Annotated in this window: 10 protein-coding genes; 9 read left to right on the top strand and 1 reads right to left on the bottom strand. The window is 64.9% G+C overall.

The features are described 5' to 3' along the window. Positions 1-23: 23 nt before the first annotated feature. Complete coding sequence (locus tag F3W81_RS11705; RefSeq protein WP_193079342.1) at positions 24-1,115, top strand: glycosyltransferase family 4 protein; 1,092 nt, start codon at positions 24-26, stop codon at positions 1,113-1,115. After that, on the top strand, positions 1,112-1,840 hold the full coding sequence (locus tag F3W81_RS11700; RefSeq protein ID WP_193079341.1) for a polysaccharide deacetylase family protein: 729 nt from the start codon (positions 1,112-1,114) through the stop codon (positions 1,838-1,840). Before F3W81_RS11705 ends, F3W81_RS11700 begins: the two co-directional genes overlap by 4 nt. A gap of 1 nt (position 1,841) precedes the next feature. On the opposite strand, the gene F3W81_RS11695 is transcribed toward F3W81_RS11700, so the two are convergent. Continuing rightward, on the bottom strand, positions 1,842-2,792 hold the full coding sequence (locus F3W81_RS11695) for a glycosyltransferase family 32 protein (protein ID WP_193079340.1): 951 nt from the start codon (positions 2,790-2,792) through the stop codon (positions 1,842-1,844). Positions 2,793-3,001: 209 nt separating this feature from the next. Here F3W81_RS11695 and F3W81_RS11690 point away from each other — a divergent pair, with 209 nt between their 5' ends. The 7 genes from F3W81_RS11690 (at position 3,002) to F3W81_RS11660 (ending at position 12,692) form a co-directional block, all read left to right on the top strand. Beyond that, complete coding sequence (locus F3W81_RS11690) at positions 3,002-4,900, top strand: ABC transporter ATP-binding protein (RefSeq protein WP_193079339.1); 1,899 nt, start codon at positions 3,002-3,004, stop codon at positions 4,898-4,900. Next, positions 4,897-6,810, top strand: coding sequence for an ABC transporter substrate-binding protein (locus F3W81_RS11685; RefSeq protein ID WP_193079338.1), 1,914 nt, complete (start codon positions 4,897-4,899; stop codon positions 6,808-6,810). Before F3W81_RS11690 ends, F3W81_RS11685 begins: the two co-directional genes overlap by 4 nt. A 2-nt stretch (positions 6,811-6,812) precedes the next feature. Further along, a complete protein-coding gene (locus F3W81_RS11680) occupies positions 6,813-7,811 on the top strand; it encodes an ABC transporter permease (RefSeq protein WP_193079337.1) in 999 nt (332 codons plus the stop codon). Next, positions 7,808-8,989 (top strand): ABC transporter permease, encoded by a 1,182-nt coding sequence (locus tag F3W81_RS11675; RefSeq protein WP_193079336.1) that lies wholly within the window; start codon positions 7,808-7,810, stop codon positions 8,987-8,989. Before F3W81_RS11680 ends, F3W81_RS11675 begins: the two co-directional genes overlap by 4 nt. A gap of 72 nt (positions 8,990-9,061) precedes the next feature. Continuing rightward, the gene (locus F3W81_RS11670) at positions 9,062-10,273 is read left to right on the top strand and encodes a glycosyltransferase family protein (protein WP_193079335.1); all 1,212 of its coding nucleotides are present in this window, start codon (positions 9,062-9,064) and stop codon (positions 10,271-10,273) included. Continuing rightward, the gene (locus F3W81_RS11665; RefSeq protein WP_193079334.1) at positions 10,270-11,526 is read left to right on the top strand and encodes a glycosyltransferase family 4 protein; all 1,257 of its coding nucleotides are present in this window, start codon (positions 10,270-10,272) and stop codon (positions 11,524-11,526) included. Before F3W81_RS11670 ends, F3W81_RS11665 begins: the two co-directional genes overlap by 4 nt. Further along, a complete protein-coding gene (locus F3W81_RS11660) occupies positions 11,523-12,692 on the top strand; it encodes a glycosyltransferase family protein (protein ID WP_193079333.1) in 1,170 nt (389 codons plus the stop codon). The genes F3W81_RS11665 and F3W81_RS11660 overlap by 4 nt, the downstream gene beginning before the upstream one ends. Positions 12,693-12,744 lie beyond the last annotated feature (52 nt).

The raw sequence follows: 12,744 nt of genomic DNA, 5'->3' as shown, positions 1-12,744 counted from the left end.
GGCGCAGGGGGCAGAGCGTCGCAATGAAGATTGCGTTTTATGCGCCGCTGAAATCGCCGAGCCATCCGGTGCCGTCGGGCGATCGGCTGATGGCGCAGCTGCTGATGGCGGCGCTGCGCCTTGCCGGGCATGAGGTCAACCTTGCCTCCGAGCTGCGCAGCTTTCGCGGTGATGCGCAGGACTGGGCGGGGCTGTCGTCGTTGCAAAAGGACGCGGCGGCTGAGCATGCGCGCCTGCGGGATGAGTGGCAGCAGGGCGCGGCGGACCTGTGGCTGTGCTATCATCCCTATTATAAAGCGCCGGATTTGATCGGGCCCGCGCTCTGCGCGGAATTCGCGCGGCCCTATGTGACGGTGGAATCGTCCTACTCCGAGCGCCGCAATCTGGGGATCTGGGCCGGGATGCAGGGGCATGTGCGCGCCGGGGTGCGGGCCGCGCTGGTCAACATCTGCCTGACCGCGCGCGATCATCACGGGCTCTGCGAGGTCGAGCCTGAAGCGCGGCTGGCGCGGCTGGCGCCGTTTCTGGATGCGGGGGCCTTTCTGCAGCAGACGCCCCGGTCCGAGCCGATGCATCTGATCTGCGTGGCGATGATGCGCGCGGGCGACAAACTGGACAGCTATGCCCATCTTGCCGCCGCGCTGGCGCAGGTGCCCGAGCCCTGGCGGCTGACCCTCGTCGGGGATGGTCCGGCGCGGCCACAGGTCGAGGCGCTTTTCGCCGGCTTCGCGCCAGAGCGCATCTTTTGGGCAGGTCAGCAGGACCGCGAGGGGATCGCGGCGCTGATGTCGCGGGCGGCGGTCTACGTCTGGCCCGGCTGTGGCGAGGCGTTCGGGCTGGCTTATCTTGAGGCGCAGGCCGCTGGGCTGCCGGTGCTGGCCTGGCGCACGGCCGGGGTGCCAGAGGTGGTCGTCGATGGCGCAAGCGGCGTGCTGACCCCCGAGGGCGACGACGCGGCCTATGCCCGCGCGTTGTCCGCGTTGTTGCAGGATGCGCCCCGGCGCGCGGCTCTGGCGCGGGGCGCGCGCGGGCAGGTCGAACACCACCACACGCTGAGCGCGGCGGCGGCGGCTTTGGATGCCATCCTGTCCCGCCATCTTGAGGAGATGACATGAGTGACGCCACCCTGCCGGACCTGCAGCGCGCGCTGGACAGGCGGGCGCATGCGGGCCAGCCGATCCGGTTCTGGCTGCGCGATGATGATGCCGTGACGACGACCCCGGCGCTGGAGCATCTGTTGCAGCTGAGCGGCGCGCATGGCGTTGCCCTGACGTTGGCCGTGATCCCGGCCTTCAGTGATACGCTGCTGGCGGCGCGGGTGCGTGGCGTGACCGGGGTGAGCATCGCGGTGCATGGCTGGTCGCACCACAACCACGCCCCCGCGACGGAAAAGAAGCAGGAGCTGGGCGCGCACCGCCCTGCCGAGGTGGTCTTGGACCAGCTGGCGCAGGGGCGCGCGGATCTGCGGGCGCGCCATGGCGATCAGCTGGTCGATGTGCTGGTGCCGCCCTGGAACCGGATTGCGCCGGGCGTGGTGGCGGGGCTGGGGGCGCTTGGATTTCGCGGGCTGTCGGTCTTTGGCGCCGAACAGCCGGACTCGGCTCTGCCCCAGATCAACACTCATGTCGATGTGATCGACTGGCGCGGCACACGCGGCGGGCGGCCCGAAGCCGCGCTGCTGGCCGAGATCATTGCGCGGGTGGAACAGGGTCTCGATATCGGGGTGCTGACGCATCATCTGGTGCATGACGCGGCGGTCTGGCGGTTTCTGGAGCGGTTGTTCACGGCGACAGCGCCGCATCCTGGGGCGACCTGGGTGGGCCTGCCGGTGCTGCTTTAGCCTACCACGATTTCCAGGCGATCAGCAGGCCGGTGCCGCCGGGCGCATCGCGCAGCGCCTGCACGTCCGAGAAAGGCGCGCCCTGCGGCAGGCTGCCGACCACCATGCCGGACCCGGCCAGAGACACGGCACCGGCGCGCGCGATCAGCGTGAAGATCAGCGGGCCTGTCGACCACCACGCAGGGGCGCCGGGGATGGCGGACATCACCTCGCCCAGCACGCTGTTCAGGCGGAGCAGGGCGGGATGTGCGGCGGGCACCGCGATCAGCGAATTGGCCAGCAGCAGGCCGCCGATGCCGGTGTTACGGGGGATATCCTCGCCCAATGCCGTCAGGCCCATCATGGGCAGCAGGTCGTGAAAGCCGATGTCATCGCGCGCCGGATACCAGTCGCAATCAAGGTAGAGCCCGCCCTGTCGCGCCAGGATCGCATAGCGGGCGACATCCACCGCGCCGGGATAGTCGCCGCGCTCCAGCATCCGGGCAAAGCTGTCGGGCAGGTCGAGTTGCGCCAGATCCGCCTCGCGCCACAGTCTGTATTCGTAGCCCTGCGCGCGGGCGTGATCGGCCCAAGCGGCGCAGGAGGGGGGCAGGGGCAGGTCGCCGATCCAGATCTGGTGCAGCAGATGTGGCACCGGCTGGCGGTTGGCGGCGTTGAGGGCGCGGCGCTCCTCCAGCGTGACCTGCGCAAAGTGCGCCAGCTGGTCGGGCGGCGGCACGAGGTGGAACTGGTAGCCACTGCGCCGCAGCGCGTCGCCCTCAGCCTTGGCGAGCTTGAGCAGGGCCGCCTGCAGACGCCGGGGCAGTCCCAGCGAGGTCAGCGGCCCAAGGGCGCTGACGCCGGGGTCATCTGCCACGCCCGCCAGAATCTGCGCCGCCCCGGCATGGTCCCCCGCGATGCGCCGCGCGGCCGCTGTTTCCAGGATCTGGTTCAGCCGCTGTTTGTCAGACATCATTTTCCACGGAGGTCACTTTTTTCTGGCGCCAACCTGAGGCAATGGCTCAGAAAGCGCAAGTCAACCTTAGTTGGTATGGCGGTCACTGGAATTAGGCCGTTCAATATGGACAGCATTTTACCCCTGCTTTAGCGTCGCGCGATAGGTTGACATGAGCCCGAATGACTGACGTAGGGTCCGCATCTGATGAAAGGGGCCTGAGGCACATGACCAACGGGGCAGATCTGCTGCGTATCAATGACCTGAGCATCGCTTTTCCGCTGATGCAGGGAAAGCTGCATGCCGTCAAAAACGCCAGCCTCCGGGTGTTGCCGGGCAAGGTGACGGCCCTTGTGGGCGAGTCCGGGTCAGGCAAGTCGGTGATCAGTCAGACGATCATGGGGCTGCAACCGGCGATCACTGAAGTCTCGGGGCAGGTGCTGTTCAACGATCCCACGGCCGCCGCTCCGGTAGATCTGCTGAAACTGCCCCGCGACGGGCGACGGTTGCGCGCGATCCGTGGCAGCCGTATCGGGATGATCTTTCAGGAGCCGATGACGTCTTTCTCGCTGCTGCATACGGTGGGCAACCAGATCAGCGAGGCTTTGCGGGTGCATACGACCCTCAGCAAGGCCGAGCGGCGCGAGCAATGCGAGGATATGCTGAGCCTTGTCGGGTTCAACAACCCGGCCCGCGTCTTTGACATGTATCCGTTCGAGCTGTCTGGTGGCATGCGTCAACGGGCGATGATCGCGATGGCGCTGATCTGCCGCCCGGCGCTGCTGATCGCGGATGAGCCGACGACGGCACTGGATGTGACCATTCAGGCGCAGATCCTGAAGCTGCTGCGCGATCTGCAGGAAAAGATGGATATGGCCATTCTGCTGATCACCCATGATCTGGGGGTCGTGGCCAATATCGCGGATGAGGTGGTGGTGATCTATCAGGGTGAGATCATGGAGGCGGGCCCGGTTGGCCCGATTTTCCGCGACCCGCAGCATCCCTACCTCAAGGGCCTGATGGCCGCTGTGCCACATTTCGACATGCCTCCGGGCGAGCGTCTGAAGCCGCTGCGCGAGATCGTCGTCGATCACCAGACGCTGCTGGGTAACATGGCGGCGCCGGTGGCCCCCGCCGCCGATCAACCGGAGGTGCTGCTGTCGGTGCGCAACCTCAGCAAGACCTTCAAGACACGCAATCAGGACTGGAAGGTGGGCCGCGCCGCGCCGCAGGCCCCCGCTGTCGATGGCGTCAGTTTTGACATCCGGCGCGGTGAATGCCTCGGGCTGGTGGGGGAAAGCGGCTGCGGCAAGACCACGGTCAGCAAGATCCTGATGCGCGCGGTCACGCCCGACACCGGCTCGATCACCTTCAACGACGGGCATGGCCCGATCGACGTGCTTGAGGCCAGCGGAGACGATCTGCAGGCCCTGCGCACCCGCATCCAGATGGTGTTTCAGGACCCGGTGTCGTCGCTGTCGCCGCGCATGTCCGTCGGCAGCATCCTCAGCGAGCCTTTCGATATCCACAAACGCGGCAACCGCGCGGCCCGCAAGGAGGCGGTGGCGGCGCTGCTCAAGGTCATCGGCCTCGATCCATCCGCCGCGCGGCGCTATCCGCACAGCTTTTCCGGTGGGCAACGCCAGCGGATCGGCATTGCGCGGGCGCTGGCGCTGGCCCCCAGCCTGATCGTCTGTGATGAGCCTGTCTCGGCGCTGGATGTTTCAGTGCAGGCGCAAATCCTTAACCTTCTCAAGGATTTGCAGAAGGACCTCGGTCTGACCTACCTGTTCATTTCGCACAACCTCGCGGTGGTGGATTATATGGCGGACCGTGTTGCGGTGATGTGGGCGGGCCGGATTGTCGAGCTTGCCCCGCGCGAAGTGATCATGCGCGCCCCCGCGCATCCCTATACCCGGTCGCTGCTTGAGGCGGTGCCCTATCCCGACCTCGACCGGCCGCTGAACTTTGAGAGTGCGGGCGAGAGCAGCGTGGCCTCCAGCGCGGGCTGGGCACCGGCGTTCCGCGAAGAGGCGGGGGGGCCGGGGATGGCGCCTTTCGATCTGGGCGGCGGGCATTTCGTGCTGGCCCGGACATCTGCGACCCTCAGCGAGGTACGGCCATGATCAACCGCCGCCATATGCTGTCGCTTCTGGGCGGGGCGGCGACGCTGACTGCGGTGCCGCGCGCCTCCGGGGCCTTTGAATACGAGACGCGGATCACCGACCCGGCCGAGCTGGAGTATGAACGCTGGTCTGCCGAGCGGCGGCTGCCCAAGAACCCGCGCGTCGTTGATCTGGAGGCGATGGGGCGGCAGCTGGGCAAGAAGGGCGGCAGGCTGCGCACGCTGATCGGGGGACAGCGCGATGTGCGCATGATGCCGATCAACAGCTATTCCCGGCTGGTCGGCTATGACACCAAGTTACAGCTGCAACCCGATATTCTGGCAAGCTATGATGTCGAGGATGACCGGATCTTTACCTTCCATCTGCGCGAGGGGCATCGCTGGTCTGATGGCAGCCCGTTCACGTCCGAGGATTTCCGCTATTGCTGGGAGGACGTGATCCAGAACCGCGATCTGCTGCGCGGTGGCCCGCCCGCCGATCTGAAGGTGGATGGCGAGGTGGCGAAGTTTGAGGTGCTGGACGCGCTGACGGTGCGCTATTCGTGGTCGAGCCCGGCGCCCGCCTTCCTGCCGCAACTGGCGTCGCCGGTGCCGCTGGTTCTGGCGCTGCCCGGGGCCTATCTGCGCCGTTTCCATGCGCGCTATCAGACGCCGGAAAAGCTCGGCGATCTGATCGTCAAATACCGCGTCGATGACTGGCAATCGCTGCACACCAAGGTGTCGCGGCAGAACCGACCGGAAAACCCCGATCTGCCAACGCTTGAGGCCTGGCGTCCGCGCACCGCTCCGCCTGCCGAGCAATTCGTCTTTGAACGCAATGCCTATTTCCACCGGGTCGATACGGCGGGGGTGCAGCTGCCCTATATCAACCACTGGGTGCTGAACGTCGCCTCGACCGAGATCATCACGGCGAAAACCGCCACGGGCGAGAGCGATCTTCAAAGCCTCGGGATCAGCTTTCCCGACTACACGCTGCTGCGGCATGCCCAGAAGATCTATCCGCAGAAGGTGTCGCTCTGGACCCGGACGCAGGGGTCCAGCGTCGCTCTGATGCCGAACCTGAACTGCTCGGATCCGGTCTGGCGGGGGCTGTTTCAGGATGTGCGGATGCGCCGGGCGCTGTCACTGGCGATCGACCGGGCCGAGATCAACAAGGTGATCTTTTACGGTCTGGCGCGTGAAAGTGCCAATACGATCCTGCCGGAAAGCCCGCTGTTCAAACCGGAATATGCGACGGCCTGGTCCTATCACGACCCCGATCAGGCCAATGCCCTGCTGGACGAGGTCGGGCTGGCCAAGCGCGACCGCTACGGCACGCGGCTGCTGCCGGATGGGCGCACGGCGGGCATCATGGTGGAAACCGCCGGGGAAAGCACGCTGGAGACGGATGTGCTGGAGCTGATCACCGACCACTTCCGTGAGGTGGGTCTGCCGCTCTATATCCGGACCTCGCAGCGCGACATCTTCCGCAGCCGTGCCCTCGGCGGCGAGATCATGATGTCGGTGGCCCAAGGCCTCGACAATGGTGTCGCCACATCCGAGATGTCGCCGAACGAGCTGGCCCCGACCTCGGACGCGCAGTTGCAATGGCCGCTTTGGGGTCTGCACCACATGTCCGCCGAAAACGGCGGCACCGCACCGGATCTGCCAGCGGCACAGGAGCTGCTGGGGCTGCTGAAAAAGTGGCGCCAGACCACCCATAGTGACCAGCGGCTTGCGATCTGGACCAAGATGCTGGAAATCCATGCCGATCAGGTGTTTAGCATCGGCACGATCAATGGCACGAAGCAGCCTTTGGTGAAGGCCAGCCGGCTGCGCAATATCCCCGAAGACGCCCTGTTCGGGTTTGAGCCGACCAGCTACCTCGGGGCCTATATGCCCGACACATTCTGGTACGAGGGGGAGGGCTGAGCATGCTGCGCTATATCCTGTGGCGAATCCTCGCGATGATCCCGACGCTGTTCCTGATCTCGGCGCTGGTGTTCACCATCATCGAACTGCCGCCGGGGGATTACTTCGAGAGCTATGTCTCGGAGTTGCGCGCCATGGGCGAACAGGCGGATCTGGCCGAGATCGAGATCCTCAAGGCCCGCTATGGCTTCGATCAGCCGATGATCATTCGCTATGTGCATTGGGTCGGGGGCTTCTTCGTCGGGGATTTCGGTTATTCCTTCGAGTATCGCCTGCCGGTGAGCGAAGTGGTGGGGGACAGGCTGTGGCTGACGATCCTGCTGTCGACGGTGACGATCATCTTCACCTGGCTGCTGGCCTTTCCCATCGGCATCTATTCCGCCACGCATCAATACAGCTGGGGCGACTACGGGCTGACGTTTCTGGGGCTGATCGGCATCGCGATTCCGAACTTCATGCTGGCGCTGATCATGATGTACTTTGCCAACATCTGGTTCGGCACCTCGATCGGCGGCATGATGGCGCGCGAGTTTCTGGACCAGCCGATGAGCTGGGCCAAGGCGGCCTCCATCGCGGAGCACATGTGGATTCCGGTGCTGATCATCGGCACGGCGGGCACGGCTGGCATGGTGCGGCGTCTGCGTGCCAACCTGCTGGACGAGCTGCAAAAGCAATATGTCGTCACCGCCCGTGCCAAGGGGCTGCATCCGCTGCGCATCCTGCTGAAATATCCGCTGCGCATGGCACTGAACTTTTTCATCTCCGACATTGGCTCTATCCTGCCGGCGATCATTTCGGGGGCGGAGGTGACGGCGATCGTGCTGTCCCTTGAAACCACCGGGCCGATGCTGATCAAGGCGTTGCAAAGTCAGGATATGTATCTGGCCGGGTCGTTCCTGATGTTCCTCGCGGTTCTGACGGTGATCGGGGTTCTGGTGTCGGATATCGCGCTGGCATTGCTGGATCCAAGGATCCGACTGGGCGCAGGGAGCAGCAAATGACCTCTCCGAATGATCCCCGCGACAGCGACGGCCCGGAGCTTGAGCACTACGTCTCGACCGCGCCCTTCGACCCCTATGCGGCCGATCAGGTGGCTGCGACCGACACTGCCGCGCAGGCGACGCCGGGCCAGATCATGTGGTGGCGGTTCAAGCGGCATCGTCTGGCGCTCTGGTCCGGGGTCTTCCTGTGCCTGATCTATACCTCAATCCTGATCTGCGAGTTTCTGGCGCCCTACAGCCTGAGCCGGCGCAACACGGACTTTATCTATGCGCCGCCGCAAGCGGTGCATGTGATCCACGACGGCAAGCTGGTCTGGCCCTATACCTATGGGCGTGAAATGACGCTCGACATGGACAACCTGCGGCGCATCTACAGCGACGACACCAGCGATGTGCAGACGTTGCGGTTCTTCTGCCGCGGCGATCCCTATGAGTTCTGGAACCTCGTCCCCGCTGATCTGCACCTCGTATGCCCTGCCGAGGGCGGAGAGCTGTTCCTGCTGGGCACCGACAGGCTGGGCCGCGATGTGTTGTCGCGGATGATCTACGGTGCGCGGATTTCCCTGACCATCGGGATCCTTGGCGTCACGATGAGCTTTGCGCTCGGCATCATCATCGGTGGGTTGGCGGGCTATCACGGCGGCGTCTTCGACCTGCTGGTGCAGCGGGTGATCGAAGTGCTGCAATCGATCCCGAGCATCCCGCTGTGGATGGCGCTGGCGGCGATCATTCCGGTGACGTGGAGCCCGATCCTGGTGTTCATCGGCATCACCGTGATCCTCGGCATGCTGGACTGGACCGGGCTGGCGCGGGCGGTGCGCTCAAAACTCCTGGGGCTGCGCGAGGAGGATTACGTGCTGGCGGCGCAGCTGATGGGGGCGGGCAGTGGTCGGATCATCCGGCGGCACCTGATCCCGGGCTTCATGTCGCATCTGATTGCCAGCGCGACCCTGACCATCCCCGGCATGATCCTTGGCGAAACCGCGCTCAGCTTTCTGGGCATCGGGTTGCGACCGCCGATCACAAGTTGGGGAATTTTGCTGACCGAGGCGCGCAGCGTCAACATTATCGCACTATACCCATGGCTGATGGTGCCGGTCGTACCAGTGATTATGGTCATTTTAGCTTTTAATTTCCTTGGCGACGGTCTACGCGATGCCGCCGATCCTTATAAATAAACCGGAGGGGACACCTGTGATCCCGACCTTCCGCGAGGCCTGCGGCCTGTGCCGCAGAGTGAAAGACATCGAATGACGACACGCTTCGACGGCAAACGCATTCTGATGTATAGCCATGACACCTTCGGCCTGGGGCATCTGCGCCGCTGCCGTACCATTGCCCACGCGCTGGTCGAAACCTATCGCGGGCTGAGCGTTCTGATCATTTCAGGCGCCCAGATCGCCGGGGCCTTCGATTATCGCTCACGGGTGGATTTCGTGAAAATCCCCAGCGTGATCAAGCTGCGCAATGGCGAATACAGCTCGCTCGAACAGCACATCGATCTGCGCGACACCATCGAGATGCGCAAATCCATCATCCGCCACACGGCCGAGACGTTTCAGCCCGACATCTTCATCGTCGACAAGGAGCCGATGGGCCTGCGCGGCGAGATCGAGGAGACGCTGGCCTACCTCAAGGGGCGCGGCACCCGTCTGGTGCTGGGCCTGCGCGAGGTCATGGATGCGCCGCATCTGCTGGAGGCCGAATGGAAGCGCAACGATGTCATGGCCAAGATCGACCGGATCTATGACGACATCTGGGTTTATGGCCCGCCGGACTTCTATGATCCGCTGACCGGCATGGAGGTGCCCGACAGTGTGCGGGTGCGGATGCATTTCATGGGGTTCCTGAAACGGCGCGCCCTGCATGAGGCGCTGTCGACCCACCGGCCCAAGGGCGACTACATCCTCGTCACCACGGGTGGCGGCGGCGATGGCGCGGATCTGGTCAATGACGTGATGAACGCCTACCTCGCCGACCCGGAGCTGACCCATAAGGCGCTGGTGGTTCTGGGGCCCTATATGCCGGGCGACCAGCGGGCCGAATTCCTGCGCAAGGGCCAGAGCATTCCGTCGATGGAGGTGATCGAGTTCGACACCCGGATGGAGGAGCTGATCGCCAGCTCCCGGGCCGTGGTGGCGATGGGGGGCTACAACACCTATTGCGAGATCCTGTCGTTCGATAAACCGGCGCTGATCATCCCGCGCACCACCCCGCGTGAGGAGCAGTTGCTGCGCGCCCGCCGCGCCGCCGAGCTTGGCATGATCGACATGCTGATGCCCGAGCAATCGCGCGACCCCGTGCAGATGGCTGCGGCGCTGAAAGCACTGCCACATCGGAGCCTGCCCTCGCAGGCGGGATCGGGGCTGATGCTGGACGGGCTGACCAATATCGCCGAAGTGGTGGGCGATTGCCTGAGCGTGAAAAGCCCCGGTGCCGATCTGCGCAAGGTTCTTCCATGACCCTTGCCGCCCGGCGCAAGGTGGTGATCGTCGTCAAAGGCTACCCTCGGCTGTCCGAGACCTTCATCGCGCAGGAGATCCGCGGGCTGGAGTTGGCGGGCCTCGATCTTGAGATCGTCGCCCTGCGTCATCCGACAGATCGCAAGCGGCACGCGGTGCATGCCGAGATCACCGCTCCCGTCCACTATCTGCCCGAATACCTGCATCAGGAGCCGGGCCGCGTTCTGCGCGCGCTCTGGTCCGGGCTGCGGCGTCCTGGGCTGCGCGGGCTGTGGCGTGATTTTCTGGCCGACCTGCGCCGCGATCGGACCCGCAACCGGGTGCGGCGTCTGGGGCAGGCGCTGGTGCTGGCGCATGAGTGGCCTGAGGGCGCGGGCTGGCTGCATGCCCATTTCATCCATACGCCTGCATCCGTTGCGGAATATGCCGCGCGGATCGTCGGGCTGCCCTGGACGGTTTCGGCCCATGCCAAGGATATCTGGACCTCGCCGGACTGGGAGCTTGCGCAAAAGCTGCGCTCGGCACGCTGGACGGTGACCTGTACGGAGAGCGGCCACACGCACCTGCAGCAGCTGGCCGGCTCGGCGGCGGCGTCGCGGGTCCACCTCAGCTATCACGGCCTGAACCTTGAACGCTTTCCGCCGCATGAGCGGGCCCGCCCGCTGCGCGATGGCAGCCAGCCGGAGGACCCCGTGCAGCTGCTGAGCGTCGGGCGTGTGGTGCCGAAAAAGGGCTATGACGTCCTGCTCGACGCACTGGCGCAGCTGCCAAAAGACCTGCACTGGCGGTTTGTCCATGTCGGCGGCGGCGACACGACCGAGCTGCGCGCGCAGGCGGACCGGCTTGGGCTGAGCGAGCGGATCGAGTGGCGCGGCGCGCTGGATCAGAGCGAGGTTCTGGCGCTCTATGATCAGTCGGATCTGTTCGCGCTGGCCTGCCGCATCACGGCGGACGGGGATCGCGACGGGCTGCCCAACGTGCTGGTCGAGGCCGCGAGCCAGGGTCTGACCTGCGTCTCCACCGCGATTTCCGGCATTCCGGAGCTGTTCCGGGATGGCGAAAATGGCCTGCTGGTGCCGCCTGAAGATTCTGTCGCGCTGTCGCAGGCGCTTGCTCATGCAATTTGCGATCCTGCAATGCGCAACGAGCTCGGCAAAGTCGCACAGCAAAAGGTGCGTAAAACGCTTGATTATCATGCTAGCGTAGCGCAACTCGTCGATCTGTTCGAGCAAGAGTGGACCGTGATTGCATGACTGCGCCCAAGCCCCGCGTGTTTTTTTATGTCCAGCATTTGCTGGGCATCGGTCATCTGGCCCGTGCCAGCCGGATCGCCAATGCGCTGGTGGCGGATGGTTTTGTCGTGACGCTTGTCACCGGCGGGCTGCCGGTGGCGGGGTTTCCGGGGCCGGGGATTGAGCACGTTGCGCTGCCCGCCGTTGCGGTCGCGGATGGCGATTTCTCGGGTCTGGTCGATGCGGAGGGGCAGCCGGTGGACGACGCCTTTCGCGCAGGCCGTCAGGCGCAACTGCTGGCCGCCTATCAGGTCGCGCGCCCTGATGTCGTGCTGATCGAGGCCTTTCCCTTCGGTCGCCGTCAGGTCCGGGTCGAGCTTCTGGCTCTGATCGACGCGATCGGGACGACGACACCGCGCCCGCTGCTGCTGACCTCGCTGCGCGATATCCTGCAGCGGCGCAGCAAACCCAAGCGGGACGAGGAAACCGTGGCGCTGATCCGGCAGCATTTCGATGGTGTTCTGGTGCATGGCGATCGGGATTTTGCCGCGCTGGAGGAGACATTCCCTCTCGCCTCCGAAATCGAGGACCGCATCCACTACACCGGTCTGGTTTGTGGCACGCCACCGGAACCGGCCAGTGATCGGTTCGAGGTGGTCGTCTCGGCGGGGGGCGGTGCCGTGGGCGCTGAACTTGTGGGGGCCGCGCTGGAGGCCGCGCTTCTGTTGCCTGACGTTGCCAGCTGGTGTGTGATCACAGGGCCGAACCTGCCACAAGCCGATTTTGACCGCTTTTCAGCGCAGGCTCCGGCGCATGTCAGTCTTGTGCGGTTCCGCACCGACTTTCCCAACCTGCTGGTCAATGCGACGCTTTCGGTGTCGCAGGCGGGCTATAATACCGTGGGTGACATTTTGCAGGCCGGGTGCCGTGCGCTGCTGATCCCGTTTTCCATCGGCGGCGAGACCGAGCAGTCGGACCGCGCGGAACGCTTGCAGAAACTCGGGCGTGCGAATGTGCTGTCGGATGCCGATCTGACTGGCCCCGGGATGGCGCAGGCGATCCGCCAAAGTCTGGCGTTGCCCCCTGTCACAGAGGCGCCGCAGCTTTCCACAGGGGGTGCCGCGCGAACGGCCGAAATTCTGCGCGCTCTGCTGGCAGAGAGCAGAGCAACCTCCGCGGCCACCTGAGGCTGCTCGCCGCAGCCAAACGTCAGAATTGCCCGGTAGGGAAAGCAGAGCG

Origin of the sequence: Pseudooceanicola spongiae, from assembly GCF_014899185.1 — a bacterium.
In the GTDB taxonomy this organism is placed as follows: Bacteria; Pseudomonadota; Alphaproteobacteria; order Rhodobacterales; family Rhodobacteraceae; genus Pseudooceanicola; species Pseudooceanicola spongiae.
Note: the sequence above shows the minus strand (reverse complement) of the source record. Positions and strands in the feature narration are given on the sequence as shown.